Source organism: Flavobacterium sp. IC2-16 (genome assembly GCF_055521455.1).
Genome location: NZ_CM145480.1, coordinates 989,349 through 1,008,635, shown reverse-complemented (window position 1 = coordinate 1,008,635; position 19,287 = coordinate 989,349). Strand labels below are relative to the sequence as shown.

General features: G+C 35.3%; 20 protein-coding genes and 1 tRNA gene. 11 read left to right on the top strand and 10 right to left on the bottom strand.

The genetic code is table 11. The features are described 5' to 3' along the window. Nucleotides 1-3 precede the first annotated feature (3 nt). Nucleotides 4-708 (top strand): tRNA pseudouridine(55) synthase TruB, encoded by a 705-nt coding sequence (gene truB, locus ACZ1JT_RS04520; RefSeq protein WP_465094968.1) that lies wholly within the window; start codon nt 4-6, stop codon nt 706-708. Here truB and ACZ1JT_RS04515 read toward each other — a convergent pair. Beyond that, nucleotides 689-1,291: a thioredoxin family protein gene (locus ACZ1JT_RS04515; protein ID WP_465094967.1), complete on the bottom strand. Its 603-nt coding sequence runs from the start codon at nt 1,289-1,291 to the stop codon at nt 689-691. The two genes, truB and ACZ1JT_RS04515, sit on opposite strands and share 20 nt — an antisense overlap. 101 nt (nt 1,292-1,392) lie before the next feature. On the opposite strand from ACZ1JT_RS04515, the gene ACZ1JT_RS04510 reads away from it, so the two are divergent. The 4 genes from ACZ1JT_RS04510 to ACZ1JT_RS04495 all read left to right on the top strand — a co-directional run bounded on the left by ACZ1JT_RS04510 (nt 1,393) and on the right by ACZ1JT_RS04495 (nt 6,168). Further along, nucleotides 1,393-2,172 carry a patatin-like phospholipase family protein gene (locus ACZ1JT_RS04510; protein ID WP_465094966.1) on the top strand — a complete coding sequence of 260 codons (780 nt, stop codon included), beginning with the start codon at nt 1,393-1,395 and terminating at the stop codon, nt 2,170-2,172. A 123-nt stretch (nt 2,173-2,295) separates the two neighbouring features. Next, nucleotides 2,296-3,003 carry a UMP kinase gene (pyrH, locus tag ACZ1JT_RS04505; RefSeq protein WP_465094965.1) on the top strand — a complete coding sequence of 236 codons (708 nt, stop codon included), beginning with the start codon at nt 2,296-2,298 and terminating at the stop codon, nt 3,001-3,003. 24 nt (nt 3,004-3,027) lie between these two features. Then, nucleotides 3,028-3,591, top strand: a complete 564-nt coding sequence (gene frr, locus ACZ1JT_RS04500) for a ribosome recycling factor (RefSeq protein WP_465094964.1) — start codon at nt 3,028-3,030, stop codon at nt 3,589-3,591. 51 nt (nt 3,592-3,642) lie between these two features. Further along, nucleotides 3,643-6,168 (top strand): DUF5686 family protein, encoded by a 2,526-nt coding sequence (locus ACZ1JT_RS04495; protein ID WP_465094963.1) that lies wholly within the window; start codon nt 3,643-3,645, stop codon nt 6,166-6,168. Here ACZ1JT_RS04495 and ACZ1JT_RS04490 read toward each other — a convergent pair. Continuing rightward, nucleotides 6,165-6,494 (bottom strand): DMT family transporter, encoded by a 330-nt coding sequence (locus ACZ1JT_RS04490; protein WP_465094962.1) that lies wholly within the window; start codon nt 6,492-6,494, stop codon nt 6,165-6,167. The genes ACZ1JT_RS04495 and ACZ1JT_RS04490 overlap by 4 nt on opposite strands. Before the next feature lie 174 nt (nt 6,495-6,668). Here ACZ1JT_RS04490 and asnS point away from each other — a divergent pair, with 174 nt between their 5' ends. From asnS to ACZ1JT_RS04475, 3 genes are all read left to right on the top strand, one after another. After that, complete coding sequence (gene asnS, locus ACZ1JT_RS04485; RefSeq protein WP_465094961.1) at nt 6,669-8,114, top strand: asparagine--tRNA ligase; 1,446 nt, start codon at nt 6,669-6,671, stop codon at nt 8,112-8,114. A gap of 86 nt (nt 8,115-8,200) precedes the next feature. Continuing rightward, nucleotides 8,201-9,667, top strand: coding sequence for an RNA polymerase factor sigma-54 (gene rpoN / locus ACZ1JT_RS04480; RefSeq protein WP_465094960.1), 1,467 nt, complete (start codon nt 8,201-8,203; stop codon nt 9,665-9,667). Nucleotides 9,668-9,672: 5 nt separating this feature from the next. Beyond that, the gene (locus tag ACZ1JT_RS04475; RefSeq protein WP_465094959.1) at nt 9,673-10,287 is read left to right on the top strand and encodes a hypothetical protein; all 615 of its coding nucleotides are present in this window, start codon (nt 9,673-9,675) and stop codon (nt 10,285-10,287) included. On the opposite strand, the gene ACZ1JT_RS04470 is transcribed toward ACZ1JT_RS04475, so the two are convergent. The 7 genes from ACZ1JT_RS04470 to ACZ1JT_RS04440 form a co-directional block, all read right to left on the bottom strand. Then, the gene (locus ACZ1JT_RS04470) at nt 10,282-10,950 is read right to left on the bottom strand and encodes a porin family protein (RefSeq protein WP_465094958.1); all 669 of its coding nucleotides are present in this window, start codon (nt 10,948-10,950) and stop codon (nt 10,282-10,284) included. The genes ACZ1JT_RS04475 and ACZ1JT_RS04470 overlap by 6 nt on opposite strands. Nucleotides 10,951-11,063: 113 nt before the next feature. Then, nucleotides 11,064-11,150 (bottom strand) — tRNA-Ser (locus ACZ1JT_RS04465). A gap of 59 nt (nt 11,151-11,209) precedes the next feature. After that, nucleotides 11,210-12,241 carry an asparaginase gene (locus ACZ1JT_RS04460; RefSeq protein ID WP_465094957.1) on the bottom strand — a complete coding sequence of 344 codons (1,032 nt, stop codon included), beginning with the start codon at nt 12,239-12,241 and terminating at the stop codon, nt 11,210-11,212. Then, nucleotides 12,225-13,364: a 1-acyl-sn-glycerol-3-phosphate acyltransferase gene (locus tag ACZ1JT_RS04455; protein WP_465094956.1), complete on the bottom strand. Its 1,140-nt coding sequence runs from the start codon at nt 13,362-13,364 to the stop codon at nt 12,225-12,227. The genes ACZ1JT_RS04460 and ACZ1JT_RS04455 overlap by 17 nt, the downstream gene beginning before the upstream one ends. 65 nt (nt 13,365-13,429) lie before the next feature. Next, nucleotides 13,430-14,197, bottom strand: coding sequence for a TatD family hydrolase (locus tag ACZ1JT_RS04450; RefSeq protein WP_465094955.1), 768 nt, complete (start codon nt 14,195-14,197; stop codon nt 13,430-13,432). An 84-nt stretch (nt 14,198-14,281) separates the two neighbouring features. Continuing rightward, complete coding sequence (locus tag ACZ1JT_RS04445) at nt 14,282-15,040, bottom strand: uroporphyrinogen-III synthase (RefSeq protein ID WP_465094954.1); 759 nt, start codon at nt 15,038-15,040, stop codon at nt 14,282-14,284. Between the two features lie 19 nt (nt 15,041-15,059). Continuing rightward, nucleotides 15,060-15,725 carry a DUF4271 domain-containing protein gene (locus ACZ1JT_RS04440; RefSeq protein WP_465094953.1) on the bottom strand — a complete coding sequence of 222 codons (666 nt, stop codon included), beginning with the start codon at nt 15,723-15,725 and terminating at the stop codon, nt 15,060-15,062. A 102-nt stretch (nt 15,726-15,827) separates the two neighbouring features. Here ACZ1JT_RS04440 and ACZ1JT_RS04435 point away from each other — a divergent pair, with 102 nt between their 5' ends. From ACZ1JT_RS04435 to ACZ1JT_RS04425, 3 genes are read left to right on the top strand one after another with little or no spacing between them, the layout of a single operon-like run. Further along, on the top strand, nt 15,828-16,550 hold the full coding sequence (locus ACZ1JT_RS04435) for a polyprenol monophosphomannose synthase (RefSeq protein ID WP_465094952.1): 723 nt from the start codon (nt 15,828-15,830) through the stop codon (nt 16,548-16,550). A gap of 3 nt (nt 16,551-16,553) precedes the next feature. After that, entirely contained in the window at nt 16,554-17,891 is a 1,338-nt protein-coding gene (locus ACZ1JT_RS04430; RefSeq protein ID WP_465094951.1) for a dihydroorotase, read from the top strand. Nucleotide 17,892: 1 nt separating this feature from the next. After that, nucleotides 17,893-18,285 carry a DUF4296 domain-containing protein gene (locus tag ACZ1JT_RS04425; RefSeq protein WP_465094950.1) on the top strand — a complete coding sequence of 131 codons (393 nt, stop codon included), beginning with the start codon at nt 17,893-17,895 and terminating at the stop codon, nt 18,283-18,285. Here the strand turns inward: ACZ1JT_RS04425 and ACZ1JT_RS04420 are convergent. Next, nucleotides 18,251-19,255, bottom strand: a complete 1,005-nt coding sequence (locus ACZ1JT_RS04420; RefSeq protein WP_465094949.1) for an NAD-dependent epimerase/dehydratase family protein — start codon at nt 19,253-19,255, stop codon at nt 18,251-18,253. The genes ACZ1JT_RS04425 and ACZ1JT_RS04420 overlap by 35 nt on opposite strands. Nucleotides 19,256-19,287 lie beyond the last annotated feature (32 nt).

Genomic DNA, 19,287 nt, shown 5'->3' with positions numbered 1-19,287 from the left:
GCATTGAAAACGGCTGAAGAATTTCAAGAAGGACAAATTTTACTTTTAGACAAACCCTTAACCTGGTCGTCGTTTCAGGCGGTAAACAAGGTGAAATGGGCGCTAATAAAAAATTTGCATTTACCTAAGAAATTCAAAATTGGTCATGCTGGAACTCTAGATCCGTTAGCATCAGGGTTATTATTGGTTTGTACTGGAAAGTTTACCAAGAAAATTCCCGATTTAATGGGAATGCAAAAGGAGTATACCGGTACTTTTCATATTGGTGCAACAACGCCTTCGTACGATTTAGAAACTCAAGTTGATGCGACATTTCCCATCGAACATATCACAACCGAATTAATCGAGAAAGCTCGCATAAGTTTTATGGGAGAAATCGACCAAGTTCCCCCAGTTTTTTCTGCTATAAAGAAAGATGGGAAGCGTTTATATGAGCATGCAAGAGCCGGGGAAGAGGTAGAAATCAAATCACGTAAGGTTGAAATTATCGAATTTGAATTAACCCGAATTGCGCTGCCTGAAATTGATTTTAGAGTAGTTTGTAGTAAAGGAACATATATTCGTTCATTAGCTTACGATTTCGGGAAAGCACTTCAATCCGGAGCCTACTTAACTGCTTTACGCCGAACTAAAATTGGCGCATTTGACGTGAAAGACGCCATTTTAGTAACCGATTTTCAGGCGCTTGTTACCCCAAAGCCTGCATAATTTTAGTTATTTCATTCATTGTTGTTAGGCCCTTGTCGTGCAAATACCATTTTTGCAGTTCGATTTTGGCTTCTTCATTTACAACGCCAAATTTGGTTTTGTATTCTTTAATTAATCGAGTGGCGCCTTCAGGACGTGGTCCCCATGCAGCCATTACTTCATGATTACTATTGTTAATGATAATTAATTTGGGTATTGCTCGCGCACCATTGGTTAAAAATTCCTGCATCAATGCATCGTTTTCATCCCGAAACACAATACGGTAGTCAATGTTTGTGGCTACTTCGGCCATTTTTTCCATTACTGGAAGTAATTGTGCGGCATCACCACACCAGCCTTCAGCTAAAACAAGCCATGTATAGTTGTTTTTAATGGAAGTAAGTTTGGTTTTAATCTCGTCTGGAACAACTATAGTTTTATCCAAACGATTCATACGGGTTTCGTTTAGTTCACTATAATGTAATAGGTCCTCCGATTGTTCATTACCACTGGATTTTCCTTCCGATACTAAATCTGCAATTTTTTTTCGATATTCTAAATACGAATAACTCTGGTCTAAGCCATTTTGAATAAGGTTTTTCATGTCGAAAGAATTTACAATACAAAGGTAAATTAAAACCAAGTTTCTTACAATAAATCGAATGTAACTCAACAAAAAATGTATTTTTATGGTAAATTTTAAACATGGATTTAAAAACAAAATCAATTGGACTAATCCTTTCGGGTGGCGGCACAAAAGGCTTGGCACATGCCGGTGTAATTAAATTTTTAGAAGAAAAAAACATTAAACCAACTCATATAGCGGGTTCGAGTGCAGGTGCAATTGTTGGAGCTATGTATGCATCGGGAAAAAGCCCAGAGGAAATTTTGGAATTTTTTAAATCGATATACTTTTTCAATTGGAAACATTTCACATTTAAAAAAGCAGGATTGATCGATTCGGAATCATTCAAGCAGTATTTCAATTCGATTTTTGGTGAGAAACAAATTGATCAATTGCCAATAGAAACTCATATTACGGCTACCGATTTGGTTAAAGGAAAACTTAAAGTATTTGGACCAGAATCTAAAGTGGTAGATGCCGTTTTGGCTTCATCATCTTTTCCTGGCGTATTATCACCTTATGAAATTAACGGAAGTTTATATAGTGATGGCGGAATTTTAAACCATTTTCCAACCGATCTTCTACAAGGACGCTGTGAAACCTTAATTGGAGTTTATGTTAGTCCGATTCAGAAAATAGAAGCCTCCGATTTGTCGTCTATAAAAGCGGTTACGGCAAGGGCATTCGACTTGTTTTCGGCGAATTCTAATTTGAATAAATTTACCAATTGCGACTGGATTATTGCACCCGAAGAATTAGCGATTTATGGTACTTTCGAAACAAGTAAATCTAAAATGGATGCCATCTTCGAAATTGGGTATAATGCCGCAAAAAAATCGTATGAAGAACTTGCGTTATAAATTTCAATATACCTATTTCAAAAAAACAGATTATAACTATATTTGCATCACTAAACAAAAACAACTCAAATGAAACGAAAGAAATCGAGTTTCATTTGACCGTCGAAAACAATAAAAGGCAACATGAAATACAACAGAATTCTTCTAAAACTTAGTGGTGAAGCTTTAATGGGTGACCGTCAATACGGAATCGATCCAAAACGGTTGGCAGAATATGCCGCAGAAATTAAACAAATTCACGACAAAGGTGTTCAGATAGCAGTTGTTATTGGTGGAGGAAATATTTTTAGAGGAGTTGCAGGAGCTAGTAACGGAATGGATCGTGTTCAAGGGGATTATATGGGGATGCTAGCAACAGTTATTAACGGAATGGCTTTGCAAGGTGCTCTAGAAGAAGCAGGTATGCAAACACGCTTGCAAACAGCTTTGAAAATTGAGGCTATTGCAGAACCGTATATCAAACGTAGAGCAACACGTCATTTAGAAAAAGGACGAATTGTAATTTTTGGAGCAGGTACTGGAAATCCATATTTTACAACAGATACTGCAGCGGTACTACGAGGAATAGAAGTGGATTGTGATGTGATTTTGAAAGGAACCCGTGTAGATGGAGTCTATGATAGCGATCCTGAGAAAAATGCCGATGCTGTTAAGTTTGATTATGTTACCTTTGAAGAAGTAATCAGCAAAGGCTTAAATATTATGGATACTACAGCCTTTACCTTAAGTCAGGAAAATAAACTACCAATTATTGTTTTCGACATGAACAAAAAAGGAAACTTGTTAAAAGTTTGTGAAGGAGAGACCGTTGGTACTACTGTAAATATTTAATTTGGAACTGTAAAAGTTAGTATTATGACCGAAGAGATTAAATTTATTTTAGATAGCACAAAAGAATCAATGAATGGTTCTATTGCCCACTTAGAAAAAGAATTTTTAAACATACGCGCCGGTAAAGCGACACCGCAAATGTTAGGTGGTGTTTTTGTAGATTATTACGGCTCACAAACGCCGCTTTCTCAAGTGGCGAATATTAATTCTCCCGATGCAAGAACAATCACTGTGACGCCATGGGAGAAATCAATGCTTCAGCCTATTGAAAAAGCTATTATGGTGGCTAATATTGGATTCAACCCGATGAATAACGGTGAAAACATTATTATCAATGTACCGCCATTAACCGAAGAGCGCCGTAAGGATTTGGTAAAACAAGCCAAAGCAGAAGCAGAAGATGCAAAAATTGGAATTCGTAATGCTCGAAAAGATGCAAATACGGATATCAAAAAATTAGAAAAAGAAGGTACTTCGGAAGATATTTGTAAAACGGCTGAAGAAGATGTTCAGAAGTTAACCGATATGTTTATTAAAAAAATTGATGAGCATTTGGTTCACAAAGAAGCCGAAATCATGAAAGTATAATTGAAGTCCCGATGTTATCGGGATTTTTTTATTTCCTATCTTTACCCAAAATTGACTGAAAGTCCATCAGATTTGGCAAAAATCGTAACTTTTTTACTGCTGTTTTGGAGCGTTATACTTAATGCTCAAAATCCTGTTTCCGGAATTGTAAAAGGCAAAGATTCAGGAAAAGCACTTCCTTTTGCTACATTGCATCTGGATGATGGCAAAACCATAATTGCAGATGTCGATGGAAAATTTAGTATTGCTAGTACTGCCGACATTACTTCATTTTCAGTATCCTATAGTGGTTTTCAGGAGCAAATAATATTCTTGCAAAACGATAAAAAATTCTATTTAATCCTGCTTGAAGAAAAAACGTTGCAATTGGATGAAATGGTAATTGGTAGCAATCCTGCAGTCGATATCATTAAGGCTACTATTGCGAACAAGTCTAAAAATAACCCACAAAAAAAATTACATAGTTTTCAGTATAAAGCTTATAATAAACTTATTGTTACTGCTAATCCGGATTCCATATCGGGGAAAATAGATTCAGTTTTTATCTATGAAAAAATAGGTTCACGATTTGTGAAAGTTGATTCGTCCTCCTATAAATTCAAGAAAATAATTCAGAAGCAGCATTTGTATCAAACCGAAAAAGTTTCCGAGTTTAAATACAATGATAGTCAGGGGCTTAAGGAGATGGTGCTTGCGGCTCGTATGGCGGGGTTTAAGCAGCCTATTTATGAGTATATCAGTTTGAAATTACAATCGTTTTCACCTTACGATGAGCGTATTCGTTTGTTTGAAAATAATTATACCAATCCAATTGCTAATAAAGCCTTAGAAGAATACAATTACAAGATATTGGATACGGTTTCCTTTGGAACCCGAGATTGTTATATGATACATTTCAAGCCCAAACATCTTGGTCGAAAAGCTAAGCCTGAAGGTGTTTTGTATATTGATTCAGAAACCTATGCGATTGCCAAAACAATTTTCCGAATTAAAAGTTTTTTAGATATTAGTTTCACCAATTATTTTAAACATTTTCGTGAAGAAGATATTTGGTTTCCAGAGAAACAATCGTTAAAAGTGGTTAAAGGGAATAGTAAAGATGATGTCAAAATTCTCGGAGAAACCATTAAATTTTCTCTAAATGAAGAAGGTGAATCCTCTCAAAAAAATAAAAAAGAAGCTTCTGATTATGTTTACGTGCTCTCCGAAACTAAAAATTCAGAGATTGAATTCAATCTCCCAGTAGCGATACAACATCCATATGTTGCTGTCGATATTAGAGAAGAGGCAACGAATCGTAACGAAAATTATTGGGTGCCATACCGAAAAGATAGTTTGGATGTACGAAGCATAGAAACCTATTCGGTATTGGATAGTATTGTTAGTAAAGAACGTTACGAACAAAAAATACAAATCGGTCGGAAAGTGATTAACGGATTCATACCGCTTGGTCCTGTAGATATTGATTTGCGCCAAATTGCTAAATACAACAATTATGAAGGTTTTCGATTTGGAGTAGGTGGAGTTACCAATAACAAATTCTCAACAATCTATAAGTTAGAAGGGTATGTTGCTTACGGTTTGAAAGATGAAGCAGTTAAGTATAGTTTAGGAAATAGTATTCGGTTAGGTAAATTTTCCAATTCTTGGGTGGGTGGTTCATTTACTGATGATATTCGGGAAATTGCAAGTACATCTTTTGAAGTGGATAAACGAAAATTCAGGTTGTATGATCCAAGGCCATTCAACTTGACAACCTTTTACAACCATAAAACATGGAAAGCTTTTGTGGAAACCCGAATTATTCCAAAAACAGAGAGTATATGGCAGTTGTCGCAAAGTTACATCGATCCTAAATTTAATTATGGTTTCGTTTCGGGCGATTCTAAAGTTACCCATTATAACCTTACAATGGCTACGGTTTCTATACAATGGAATCCATTTAGTACCTATATGCAAACACCAACAGGTAGAATTGAAACAGAGAAAGGATTTCCAAAGTTTGCATTACAGTTTTCTAAAACGGTTCCCGGGTTGTTTGATAACGACCTCGATTTTGGGAAATTGGATTTTAGAACCGAATTTGAAAACAAGTTTTTAGACGGACAAAAAACTACTTTATTGCTTCAGGCGGGATATGCTTTTGGAGATGTGCCTATAACACATTTGTATAGTGTCTCGCCGAACAGCTTAGATAAAGATGCTATTCTTCAACGGATTAATATTTCAGGGAAAAACAGTTTTGAAACCATGCGTTTTAATGAGTTTTTCTCAGATGCTTATGTGGCATTTCACTTTAAACATGCGTTGCGAAAAGCTAGAATTTCAAGACAAATTAAGCCTATAGTTGTTTTGGTTTCACGTATGGCTTGGGGTACTTTAAATAACAAAAGTCAGCAACAAGGTATTTCGTTCAATACGTTAGAAAATGGGTATTTTGAATCGGGACTAGAATTGAATAATATTTTCAAAGGTTTTGGAATCTCTGGATTTTACCGTTATGGAGATTACCAGTTTAAGCGATTTGAAGACAATCTTGCCCTAAAACTTACTTTTGCCTTAGATCTTGGTTTTTAATGCGACGAAACAAATTTTAAACCAACTATAGAAGCAATTAAGGTGGTTAAAAAGAAAATTCGCCAAAATTCAGCGGGTTCTTTAAAAATAAAAATTCCAACTAATACAGTTCCTACCGCTCCAATTCCTGTCCAAACAGCATAAGCAGTACCAATGGGGAGTGATTGAGTAGCTTTGTATAGCAGAAGCATGCTAATGGTTAAGCATACAAAAAAGCCTATCATCCAAAGGTTAGAAGTTGTTCCGTTAGTTTCTTTGGCTTTTCCAAGGCAGGAAGCAAAACCTACTTCAAAAAGACCAGCTATGATTAATAAAATCCAATTCATTTTTACTAAAATTATCAACGAGTCAAAGATATGACTTTGAAAGGGTAATCTTTTGTAAAATCTACATTTCAAGGCTAAAATTCAACAAGCTTTTTACTACATTTGCAAGCATTTAAATTTTTATTGAAAAATTTCCGATTTAAAAGGGAATCGGAATTTTAAAACCTTGAAAAAATGAAACATACTAAAGTTAAAGACCTGCTTAACAGCGCGCCAGGATTACATGAAGTAAAAGCAAAAGGATGGGTTAGAACATTTAGAAACAGTCAGTTTATCGCGTTGAATGACGGATCGACTATTAATAATATTCAATGTGTAGTTGACTTTGAAAATACTTCGGAAGAAGTATTGAAAAGAATTACTACCGGAGCTGCTATTAGCGTAAAAGGACATTTGGTGGAAAGCCAAGGTGCTGGACAGAAAGTGGAAATTCAAGTGTCAGAATTAAAAATTTTAGGAGATTCTGATCCTGAAAAATTTCCAATGCAGCCTAAAAAACATTCTTTGGAATTTTTACGTGACAATGCGCATTTGAGAATTCGTACCAATATGTTTGGGGCTATTATGCGTGTGCGTTCTACATTAGCTTTTGCAGTACATCAGTATTTTCAAGAGAATGGATTTTTCTATGTGAATACCCCAATTATTACAGGTTCTGATGCGGAAGGTGCCGGTGAAATGTTTCGCGTTTCTGCATTGCCTTTTGATGGAACGCCAAGAACCGAAGAAGGCAAAGTTAACTTTAAAGAAGATTTCTTCGGTAGAGAAACGAACTTAACCGTTTCAGGACAGTTGGAAGGAGAAACGTATGCAATGGCTTTGGGTCAGATTTATACTTTCGGACCTACATTCCGTGCCGAAAATTCCAATACATCACGTCACTTGGCTGAATTCTGGATGATTGAACCAGAAGTGGCTTTTAACGATTTACCGGCCAATATGGATTTGGCAGAAGATTTTATTAAATACGTTATTCGTTATACTTTAGATAAATGTCCTGAAGATTTAAAGTTCTTAGAGCAACGTTTGTTGGATGAAGAAAAATCTAAACCACAGGCAGAACGTAGCGAAATGAGCTTGTTAGAGAAATTGAGTTTTGTGCTTGATAATAATTTCAAACGTGTTTCGTATACTGAAGCTATCGATATTCTTAAGAACTCGAAGCCTAACAAAAATAAAAAATTCCAATATTCAATTGATGAATGGGGTGCTGATTTGCAAAGTGAGCACGAGCGATTCTTGGTTGAAAAACACTTTAAATGTCCTGTAATTTTATTCGATTATCCAGCAAAAATCAAAGCGTTTTATATGCGTTTGAATGACAATACAGAACCGGGTAAAGAAACCGTACGTGCTATGGATATCTTATTCCCAGGAATTGGTGAAATTGTTGGAGGGTCACAACGAGAAGAACGTTACGATGTGCTTTTAGAGAAAATGAAAGCACTAGGAATCGACGAAAAAGAATTGTATTGGTACCTAGATACACGTCGTTTTGGTAGTGCAGTTCATTCTGGTTTCGGACTTGGTTTCGAGCGATTGGTCTTGTTTGTAACAGGAATGTCTAATATTAGAGACGTAATCCCGTTCCCAAGAACACCACAAAATGCCGAATTCTAATAAAATTTAGTTTTAAAATTTAAGTTCCAAGTTTCAGGTTTTTTAGTAACTTTAGACTTGGAACTTTTGTATAAAGACAACAGTAAATGCTCAAACAGAACCTTCAATTTAAATTATCACAAAAATTATCTCCTCAGCAAATTCAACTCATGAAGTTGATTCAGTTGCCTACTCAGGCTTTTGAACAACGTCTTAAGGAAGAAATGGTGGAAAACCCGGCATTGGAATCTGGCAAAGAAGAAAACCTAGAAACGGAGGATTACGCTGCAGAAGATAATTACGATGATTATGATGACTTCGACAACGATAAAATCGATGCCGACGAAATCAATATTGATGAGTATTTGAGTAACGATGAAACTCCAGATTATAAACTCCAAGCCAATAATTATAGTGACGACGATGAGGATAGAAGTCTTCCTTTTGCGGCTACAGTAAGTTTTCATCAGGATTTAATCAATCAATTGAACACGTTTATACTTTCTGACGATGAGCGTGAAATAGCTGAGTTTTTAGTGGGAAGCATTGATGATATGGGGTATATCCGAAGAAGCATTCAGGATATTGTTGACGATATGGCTTTTACACAGGGTATTTATACCGATGAAAAGAAAGTTGAACATATTCTTCAAATAATTCACCAACTAGAACCAGCCGGAGTAGGTGCTCGAGATTTGCAGGAATGTTTGTTGTTGCAACTTCGTCATAAAACACCAACCGATTCAGTTAGTTTGGCAATTTCTATTTTAGAAAATCAATTCGAAGCATTTACCAAGAAGCATTACGATAAGTTATTGCAAAAATTTGATGTATCCCAAGATCAATTGCGTAAAGCTATCGATGAAGTTGAAAAGTTAAATCCAAAACCAGGGGGTTCGTTCGATAGCAACCTTAAAGCCGTTGAACACGTAGTTCCCGATTTTACGATTCGTGTAGTCGATGGTGAGTTAGAGCTTACTTTGAACGGAAGAAATGCTCCTGAACTTCACGTTTCTAAAGATTATCAGGAGATGCTTCAAACATATAAAGATTCGAGAGAAAAATCGAATGCTCAAAAAGATGCGGTTCAGTTTATCAAACAAAAGTTAGATTCTGCTAAATGGTTTATAGATGCGATTAAGCAACGTAATGAAACGTTGTTGGTTACTATGAACGCCATTATGTATTATCAAGAAGAGTATTTCTTAGATGGCGACGAAACAAAATTAAAACCCATGATTTTGAAAGATATTGCCGAGATGATTGGGTTGGATATCTCTACAGTTTCTCGTGTTGCTAATAGTAAATTTGTAGAAACACCATACGGAACAAAATTGATAAAGGAATTTTTCTCTGAAGCGATGAAAAACGATCAGGGTGAAGACGTTTCAACTATAGAAATCAAGAAAATTCTTGAACTTGTAATTGAAGAAGAAGATAAAAGTAAACCGCTTCCGGATGATAAGTTAGCAGATATTTTAAAAGAGCGTGGTTATCCAATTGCTCGTCGAACTGTTGCGAAATATAGAGAGCAACTGGATATTCCTGTTGCGAGAATGCGTAAGAAAATTTAAAAGGGATGGATTTAAATAAAACGCTTCCTGTTTTTTCCTATGTTTTTCATCCGTTGTTTGTGTCAATGTATGCCGCCTTTTTTTATTTCTATGTAACGAGTGGTTTTTTTTATCCGCATGAAATTTACCTCACACTGATTCAAATTTCAATTCTGACGGTATTTTTACCACTTTCCATGTATTTTCTGCTGAAATCATTAGGCTTGGCTAAGTCGGGTATTATGCTTCATGAGGCAAGAGAACGAAGATTGCCTTTAGCTTTTCAGGCTATGTTTTTCTTGGTTTTAACGCAGCATAGTTTTTCTACTATATTGGTTCCGGAATTGTATTATTTTTTTAACGGAGCTTTAGTAAGTACTTTTCTTGCGCTTTTACTATTGGTTTTGCATAAAAAAGCCAGTATTCACATGATTGGAATTACTGGATTGGTGTTGTTTGTAATCGGAATGTCTTTACATTACAATATCTCCTATTTAATTTTAATAGCAATTTTAATTGCATCTATGGGTTTTGTTGCGTCTTCCCGATTGTATATGAATGCCCATTCTGTGTCGGAAATTCTAATAGGAATATTTGTTGGTGCAGTTCCTCAAATAGGATTTTGGTATTTTTGGTTATAAAATGTAAAACATAAAACCGAGATTTAAATCGGAGAGTTTAGATCCGTTTTTGAAAATAGGATTTAAACCATAATACAAATGAACATTCCAGGTGTTATATCCTGTGGCGAGATAACTTCCGAATTGCCATTTATTAGCGATGTCGTTTACATTATCCGACTGTGTGGTTCCTTCAAAATCTACTTTTAATTTGGTGTTTAGTACATAACGTGCTTTAAAACCGCCGTAAATTCTCCAAAATTTATGACTTTCTGCTGTTGAATTTCGCCAGCGAATTTCCAAGGGTAAATCGATACTATGCGATAAAATTCGAGTTTTAACGCGATTGGTTGAGGTGTTGCTGCTGTTTAATTCGTTTGCATTAATGAACAACTTGATATTATTGTAAGTATAACCAATTCCTGGTGCTACTGCCCAGTGTCTGTTCTTAGAAATAGGGATGTCTCGTATAAATCCGGCTGAAAAACAAGGGGCAAATGAAAATTGTTTGAATCCAGTAGGGCTGTTTTGGACTAAATTATAGGTTATGCTTAAGTAAAATTGATCTTCACGATATAATGAGTCAACAACTTTTATGGAATCGTTTGCAACTTTAGTATCCTGCGAAAAAACAGGTAATGCTGTAATGAAAGTCAAATAAAATAAAATCCAGGAAATTTTCATAATGGCAATTTTCAAGTACTAAGGTAAAAAAAAACAGCAACTAAATTGTGTTCTGTTCAATATTGCGAATAAAAAAACCCTTTCGTTATAGGAAAAGGGTTTTCTTTATTTTGCAGAGAGGAAGGGATTCGAACCCTCGATGCAGTTACCCACATACAAACTTTCCAGGCTTGCTCCTTCAACCACTCGGACACCTCTCTAAATTCTGTTCGCGAAATAACGATTTTTATTTTGTTTTTTCAATGAATACCTAAAAAAATTAGGATAGTTCGCCTCGAATTGAGGTTTCAAAAATGGTTTTAAAAACTGAAGGGGCTACATTTTGCCCTAATAAGTACATTAGCTTGGTTATGGCGGCTTCTGTGGTGATGTCGCCACCCGATATAACTCCAATTTTCTTTAATTGGATTCCGGTTTCATATTTTTCCATATTAACGCTTCCGCCAGAGCATTGGGTTACATTTACAACATGAAGTCCTTTTTTAATGGCTTTTTCTAATGTTGTTATAAACCAATCTTCGGTTGGTGCATTTCCAGAACCATAGGTTTCTAAAACAATTCCTTTTAGTTCGGGTATGGATAAAACAGCCTTTAAAACACTTTCATTGATGCCGGGAAATAGTTTCAAAATAACTACATGGCTATCGAAGTTTTTATGAACCAATAGGTTTTTTTTAGGGGTTTTCCATAACAATTCTTCATTCACTTTTAAATGAACTCCAGATTCTGCTAGTTCTAAATAGTTAGGTGAAGCGAATGCGTTGAAATGTTCGGCACTAATTTTTGTAGTTCGGTTACCGCGATAAAGTTTGTATTCGAAATACAAGCAAACTTCAGAAATAACCGGTTTGTTTTTGTGTTGTAAGGAAGCAATTTGAATTGCAGTAATAAGGTTTTCCTTGGCGTCAGTTCGTAAATCACCAATTGGTAATTGTGAACCTGTAAAGACAACGGGTTTGGTAAGATTTTCCAGCATGAAGCTTAAAGCAGATGCAGAATATGACATGGTGTCTGAGCCGTGTAGAATTACAAAACCGTCAAAATGAGTGTAATTTTTTTCGATAGCTTCGGCAATTCCAACCCATTTTTCAGGATTCATATTTGAAGAATCGATTGGGTTTGAAAACGAATAAGTTTCAATTTGACAATCGAGCAATCGCAATTCGGGAATATTATGAAGTAATTCGTCAAAGTTGAAAGCTTTAAGAACTCCAGTTTCAAAGTCTTTCACCATTCCGATTGTGCCACCGGTATAAATTAATAATATTTTCGGCTTATTCGATTGGGCCATACTTTAATTTATTAATCACAGGATTGGCATACATAGAAAGGAAGCTCTCGCGAAGCGCTTCTTTTTCATTGCCAAGTCGCATTTCTAGACGTCTTTCAAAAAGTTGTTTTTCTTGAGTAGAATATTTTCCGGCAAACACATTTGTATTCATTAACAAATCATATGCAATGAAATTCGTTGGCCATAATTTATATGTTGACAAAATAGAATCGTCAATAACTTGGGCTAAGGCTTGAATTTGCTTGTTGGTATTGTTGTTTTCTGCGGCAATGGTATCGTATTCTTTGTCTAAAACATCACCTACATGAATGTGAATTCGCTTTTTCTGACCAATAATTCCACTAATCAAAGTAATGAAATCTTCATTTTTCTCTTTAATATATACTTCATCGTTGGCTTCAGCCATTAATTGCGGCATTTTTAAAGCGTCAGTTGGGTCATATTCATACGAAATGGAAACAGGAACGACTTTAATTTTTCTAAAGAAATCCATTACATTCGTTTCGTCAGATGCCATGGCAACCATTTTAAGAACACCTTGATGTGTAGCGTCATTTCCGTCTTTGGTTCTTCCTTCTCGTTGGGCAATCCATACCGAGCGATTTTCTTTAGAAAGCAAATGATAAATGTATTCCGACATTAATTTAGAACTTTGCAACAATTCTCTTGGTGGTAATCCTCGACGTACTAAAAAATTCCTGTTTAAACGAGATAGTGTAAGTAGGAAATTCTTCTGAACCAAATTGTCACCTATGGCCGATGCAGTCATTATTTGTCCGTGGTCGTATAAACTCACATTAAGTAATGAAGTGTCTAATATGATGTCGCGGTGGTTGGAAATGAAAAGATAGGCTGTATTAGGTTCCAATTTTTCAAATCCAGAAGTTGTTAACCCTTCCGAACTTCGTTCTAAAACGCGTTGGATGGATTGATAAATAAAATTAACCTGAAAGTCGCGAATTGAATGCGTTCGCTTCAATTGCTCAGTCCAAACCGATTCTTCAACATCGGGAAAGGTAAAGCTCATTAGTGCTTTCATCATGGGGTGATTGGAAGCTCCTAAAATGGCTTGATTTACCTCGCTATCGTAAAACTGTCGAATTGAATCGAATTTTGTTGGCATTTTAGATGTATCATTAACAATTCACAAATGAACGAATTTTTTATGAATCAAAGGGAATTTCTTTGTTAAATCCCAAAAACTTCTTGTGAATTTTCTGTAGTAATTCGTGCAATTTCTTCAATAGGAAGCTGATATATTTCTGAAAGCTTTTCGGCAACAAGGGTTACATAGCTGCTTTCGTTGCGTTTTCCGCGATAGGGAACAGGAGCCAAATAAGGCGAATCGGTTTCTAAAACGATGTGTTTAAGGTCGATTTGATGTAAAAACTGATCGATTTTTCCGTTTTTAAACGTAACAACACCGCCAATTCCTAATTTCATATTGTAAGAAATGGCTTTCAAAGCTTGTTCGTAGGTTCCAGAAAAACAATGGAAAATTCCAAATAGCTCGTCTGATTTTTCTAATTCCAATACTTCGAAAATCTCATCAAAAGCTTCTCTGCAATGAATGTTAATTGGAAGTTTGTATTGTTTTGCCCATTGTATTTGTTTTTGAAAAGCTATTTTTTGGATGTTCAATGTGGTTTTATCCCAGTAAAGGTCTATTCCGATTTCGCCAATTGCAGTAAATTTCCGTTGTGTTAATTGTGAAGCAACATGCGCTAATTCAGTTTCGTAATTTTCTTTTACATAGCAAGGATGCAATCCCATCATTAGATAAATGTGATCTGGATATTGTTGTTCCAAATCATACATTTTTTGAGTATAACTCGAGTCTATAGCGGGAATGAAAAAACGTTTTACACCTTGGTTTATGGCGCGTTCAATCATGTCATTGCGGTCTTCTGAGAATTCTTCTGAATATAAATGGGTATGGGTATCGGTGAAAATCATTAGTGTGATAATAATAAGTGTAAATGTAGTGCTTTCGCGCCGACTTGAAAAAGAAAAAAGCAACCGATGTGGTTGCTTTTGGTATTATTTATCTTTCGATTCTTTGTTGGCTTTAATGATGTATTTTTCCAACGCCATTGTCATAGAAGGAGTATCTGGTGTTGGAGCCATAATATCAACTCGTAAACCGTGATCCAATGCTTCTTTTTGGGTTGTACTTCCAAAAACCGCTATGCGCGTATTGTTTTGAACAAAATCTGGAAAGTTCTTAAATAATGACTTAATTCCTGTTGGACTGAAAAAGGCCAGTACATCGTAATATACATCTGCTAAATCAGATAAGTCGCTCATTACAGTTCTGTAAAATGTTCCCGGAATCCAATTTACTTTAAGTCCGTCTAAAGTTTGAGGAATGTCGGCATTTAACTGATCTGAAGAAGGTAGTAAAAACTTCTCATCCTTGTATTTTTTGATAAGCGGCGACAAATCAACAAAATCTTTTTGCCCTACATAGATTTTACGTTTTCTGTAAATCACATACTTTTGAAGGTAGAAAGCAACTGCTTCCGATTGGCAGAAATATTTTAAATCTTCAGGGACTTTATAGCGCATTTCTTCGGCTACTCTAAAAAAGTGATCTACTGAATTTTTACTGGTCAAAATGATGGCAGTGAAATTGCTTAAATCGATTTTTTGTGCACGGATTTCTTTAGCCGGTACGCCCTCAACGTGAATAAATGGCCGGAAATCTATTTTGATTTTCAACTTTTGTTGAAGCTCATAATACGGTGAATTCTCTACTTTAGGCTCAGGTTGCGAAACCAGGATAGTTTTCACTTTCATATAAAATTATTCAATTATTCTAATTTTTTGTAAACCAATAATACATGAAATAATAGGGCGCTATTTCAAGTGCGCAAAGATACAAAATAAAATAAAAGAACTTGCTGAGGATTAAGTTTTGATAATTTTTCAAAGAAAAGAAATAAGTTATCATGTTTATTATCAAAATAATAGCAATAATTGATAAGATTAGTGATTTTGACAAAAAATCGTTGTAAAACAACAGAATGTTAATAGGTAGAATCATCATCCCAATGTAACTTCTGTAGTTAACTTTTTGTAAATTAAATTGTTCGTTGAAGTCTTCAATGTTAAAAGTGGTCGCAATAATTTTTTCAATCAAGTATTTCGAAAGGATAAACACACCTAACAAAGTGACAATTTGAATGTATATAATGCTGTTGGTTTTAACAGTTAGACCAAAAACACTTAATGTAAGTTGAATGAAAAAAGCGAATGAAATCAAGTGTACAATAAACATAGAAATGGTAAACCAACTTTGCATGTTACCACTGTCTTTGTAAATTTTTAAATACTTATCCGAGATCCCTAAACGAACAAATTCAATAAAGCGAACTTCAAAAACTGCTCGATTTATAGCAATCAGAACAAAGCACAACAAAAATAGAATTGTTGCCCAGTCCTTAGGGTTGATTGTGCGTTCGTTAAATATTAAATCTGTCATAGCGGTGTAAAAGTACTAATTTTTGTAATGAAAAATTTATTATAATTTTATTATGAAAGTAGCGTTATAAATACGCTATTTTTGCAGGTAAATATTTTAAAAATGGGCAAAGGCGTTGTCATCATTCCGACATATAACGAAATTGAAAATATAGAAAATATTCTGAAAGCGGTGTTTTCACTAGCAACTCCATTTCATGTTTTGGTTGTTGATGATAATTCGCCAGACGGGACTGCTCAAAAAGTGCAACAAATGCAAGCTGAGTTTTCAGACCGTTTGCACCTAGAAATTCGACAAAAAAAATCGGGTTTAGGTACTGCTTACGTGCACGGATTTAAATGGGCCTTGCAAAATGATTTTGATTTTATTTTTGAGATGGATGCCGATTTTTCTCATAATCCAAAAGACCTTGAAAAACTTTATCAAGCCTGTCTTGATGGGGCTGAAGTATCCATTGGTTCACGCTATGTAACAGGAGTGAATGTTGTGAATTGGCCTTTAAGCCGAGTGCTGTTGTCGTATTTTGCTTCTGTATATGTAAATATGATTACTGGAATGCACATTCATGACACAACAGCAGGATTTGTTTGTTATAAACGAAATGTTCTGGAATCAATTGCTTTAGATAAGATTAAGTTTATTGGATATGCTTTCCAAATAGAAATGAAATACCGCGCCTTCATTAAGAAATTTAAAATTGAAGAGGTGCCGATAATTTTTACAGACAGAACCAAAGGACAGTCTAAAATGAGTAATGCCATTATAAAAGAGGCTATCTTTGGGGTTATCTCACTTAGAATACAAAAAATGTTAAACCGACTTTAAGCCATGAATCATATACTTATTAAAAATGCAAAAATTGTAAATGAAGGTGTGATTTTTGAAGGCGATGTGCTAATTGAAGGCGAATTTATTAAAGAGATTGCCGAAAACATTAGCCCAAAACCTAACGATATTATTGTTGATGCCGAAGGGAATTATTTGCTTCCGGGAGTAATTGACGATCAGGTGCATTTTCGCGAACCAGGTTTAACACACAAAGGAGATATTGCTTCCGAATCCAGAGCTGCTGTTGCAGGCGGAATTACGTCTTTTATAGAACAGCCTAATACGGTTCCAAATGCCGTCACTCAAGAATTATTAGAGCAAAAGTATCAGATAGCTGCACAAAATTCGTATGCTAACTATTCCTTCATGATGGGAGGAACCAATGATAATTTGGAAGAAGTTTTAAAAACCAATCCGCGAAACGTAGCAGGAATTAAATTGTTTTTGGGTTCTTCCACCGGAAATATGTTGGTAGACAACGAAGCGGTTTTAGAAAAAATATTTTCTAGCACACCTATGTTAATTGCTGTTCATTGTGAAGATGAAGCAACTATCAAAGCGAATTTAGAAAAATATAAAGCGGAATATGGTGATGCTATTCCAATGGAGTTTCATCATTTAATTCGAAGTGAAGAAGCATGTTATTTGTCTTCGTCAAAAGCAATTGAATTGGCAAAAAAGACAGGTGCCCGTTTGCATATTTTTCATGTTTCGACTGCTAAAGAAACCGAATTGTTTACAAATAAAATTCCGTTAGAAGAAAAACAAATCACAGCAGAGGTGTGTGTGCATCATTTGTGGTTTACCAACGAAGATTATAAAACCAAAGGAACACTAATTAAGTGGAATCCGGCAGTCAAAACTTTGGAAGATAGAGAAGGGCTTTGGAAAGCACTTTTAGATGACCGTATAGATGTAATTGCTACAGATCATGCGCCTCATACATTTGAAGAAAAACAAAACCCATATACAAGCGCGCCTTCGGGAGCTCCTTTAGTGCAGCATGCCTTAGTTACCATGTTTGAAGCACATCTTCAAGGCAAAATTTCAGTAGAGAAAATTGTAGAAAAAATGGCGCATAATCCGGCTAAGATTTTCAAAATAGAAAAGCGCGGATTTATTCGAGAAGGATATTATGCTGACTTAACCATTGTTAATGCACATCAGCCTTGGACAGTTAACAAAAGTAATATTTTGTATAAATGCGGTTGGTCGCCTTTGGAAGGAACAAATTTTAAATCGAGAATTTCACATACCTTTGTAAACGGGCATATGGTTTATGCTAATGCAAAAGTTAAAGAAGAACGTTTTGGTCAACGTTTGTTATTTGAAAGATAATATGAAGCAAATTATAACGGTTTTAATGTTGGTTTTTTTTACGGTAAGCTGTAAAGATACAGTTATTGCTAAGCCTGATAGGTTTATTGAAAAAGATCAGATGATAAACATTTTGTATGATATCGCTGTGTTGCAAGCGGCCGAAAATACCAATGGCGCTTATTTCTCTGAATCCGGAATAAAACCCAATGAGTTTATCTATAAAAAATACGCTATAGATAGTGTGACTTTTGCGCAAAACAATCGATTTTATGCTTCAGATCCAGCCAATTACAAAAAAATGTATGGCGAAGTGTTTTATCGTTTAGAGCAAAAAATAAACGCATTGAATGAAGCTGCTGTTAAAGAAACAGGTAAGCCTATTGCGCCTTCAGAAACGCCTGCGATACAGTAACTAAGTATTCAGACATCGGTTTGAACGTATAATTCAAACGCGCAATAACTTTTGAGTTGTCATATATGTCTAAAGAGTGAGATGATTTAGATGTCGCTCGAGTAAAGCTTCGCTTTTTAAAAAATAATTTTGAAAACAACCAGTCTGCGCGCCAGGCTAACGAAGTCATAAACGGTCTTGCATATATGTAAGGCCTTTTTTTATGCATCGAATCGGCAACACTATTTAACAAGTCTTGAAGTTTGATGTTCTCGGAAACAATAGTATAGCGCTCTCCAAAACTATTTTGTTTCATCAATTGGGTCATTATAGTTACTACATCTTCAACTGTAGTAATCCCTGTGGAACCTTTAGTATAAAATGGAAATCCTTTTTTTATTTTTTCTAATAATTCACCACTACCAGATGTTCCAAAGCCTTTGCCAAAAATAACTCCTGGGTTAACAACTACTACATTTAATCCTTCTTGAGAGGCTCGCCATACTTCGATTTCTGCACCAAATTTAGTTAAGGCATAATCGCCGTGATTTTTTTCTGGATTCCATTCCGTTTCTTCGGTGATAATGTTTTCGTCTTCTTTGGTGTCGCCTAAAGCAGCAATTGAACTCACATAGCAGAATTTTTTAACGCCAAAATCCAAAGCACAATTCACTATATTTGCGGTACCTTCAATGTTAACTTTTCGGAGTTGTTCTTCGTCTTTTGGGTCGAATGAAATTAAAGCGGCACAATGATAAACGGTGTCAATCCCGGTAAAAGTTTTTTCTAAATTCGGAATATCTGTAATGTCGGCCTGAATCCATTCAATTTTAGAAAACAAATCCGATTGGTTTTCCAAGATGAAAAGATTTCGGGTTTTATCCAAAGATTTTTCAGAACGATAAATGGCACGAACCACTTCATTTTCTTGAAGTAAATGCAATAGCAAGTGTGCTCCTACCAAACCGGTTCCGCCAGTGACTAATATCATATGACGAAATTACGAATTATGAATTATGAATT

What these genes read in the sequence shown, in the direction of transcription:
- ACZ1JT_RS04490 (WP_465094962.1), bottom strand. Translation starts at nt 6,494, where the DNA reads ATGAATTGGATTTTATTAATCATAGCTGGTCTTTTTGAAGTAGGTTTT.
- ACZ1JT_RS04440 (WP_465094953.1), bottom strand. Translation starts at nt 15,725, where the DNA reads ATGACAGATTTAATATTTAACGAACGCACAATCAACCCTAAGGACTGG.
- ACZ1JT_RS04445 (WP_465094954.1), bottom strand. Translation starts at nt 15,040, where the DNA reads ATGAAAGTGAAAACTATCCTGGTTTCGCAACCTGAGCCTAAAGTAGAG.
- ACZ1JT_RS04420 (WP_465094949.1), bottom strand. Translation starts at nt 19,255, where the DNA reads ATGATATTAGTCACTGGCGGAACCGGTTTGGTAGGAGCACACTTGCTA.
- ACZ1JT_RS04455 (WP_465094956.1), bottom strand. Translation starts at nt 13,364, where the DNA reads ATGCCAACAAAATTCGATTCAATTCGACAGTTTTACGATAGCGAGGTA.
- rpoN (WP_465094960.1), top strand. Translation starts at nt 8,201, where the DNA reads ATGCTCAAACAGAACCTTCAATTTAAATTATCACAAAAATTATCTCCT.
- ACZ1JT_RS04425 (WP_465094950.1), top strand. Translation starts at nt 17,893, where the DNA reads ATGAAGCAAATTATAACGGTTTTAATGTTGGTTTTTTTTACGGTAAGC.
- asnS (WP_465094961.1), top strand. Translation starts at nt 6,669, where the DNA reads ATGAAACATACTAAAGTTAAAGACCTGCTTAACAGCGCGCCAGGATTA.
- ACZ1JT_RS04435 (WP_465094952.1), top strand. Translation starts at nt 15,828, where the DNA reads ATGGGCAAAGGCGTTGTCATCATTCCGACATATAACGAAATTGAAAAT.
- ACZ1JT_RS04515 (WP_465094967.1), bottom strand. Translation starts at nt 1,291, where the DNA reads ATGAAAAACCTTATTCAAAATGGCTTAGACCAGAGTTATTCGTATTTA.
- ACZ1JT_RS04470 (WP_465094958.1), bottom strand. Translation starts at nt 10,950, where the DNA reads ATGAAAATTTCCTGGATTTTATTTTATTTGACTTTCATTACAGCATTA.
- ACZ1JT_RS04510 (WP_465094966.1), top strand. Translation starts at nt 1,393, where the DNA reads ATGGATTTAAAAACAAAATCAATTGGACTAATCCTTTCGGGTGGCGGC.
- ACZ1JT_RS04460 (WP_465094957.1), bottom strand. Translation starts at nt 12,241, where the DNA reads ATGGCCCAATCGAATAAGCCGAAAATATTATTAATTTATACCGGTGGC.
- frr (WP_465094964.1), top strand. Translation starts at nt 3,028, where the DNA reads ATGACCGAAGAGATTAAATTTATTTTAGATAGCACAAAAGAATCAATG.
- pyrH (WP_465094965.1), top strand. Translation starts at nt 2,296, where the DNA reads ATGAAATACAACAGAATTCTTCTAAAACTTAGTGGTGAAGCTTTAATG.
- ACZ1JT_RS04475 (WP_465094959.1), top strand. Translation starts at nt 9,673, where the DNA reads ATGGATTTAAATAAAACGCTTCCTGTTTTTTCCTATGTTTTTCATCCG.
- ACZ1JT_RS04450 (WP_465094955.1), bottom strand. Translation starts at nt 14,197, where the DNA reads ATGATTTTCACCGATACCCATACCCATTTATATTCAGAAGAATTCTCA.
- ACZ1JT_RS04430 (WP_465094951.1), top strand. Translation starts at nt 16,554, where the DNA reads ATGAATCATATACTTATTAAAAATGCAAAAATTGTAAATGAAGGTGTG.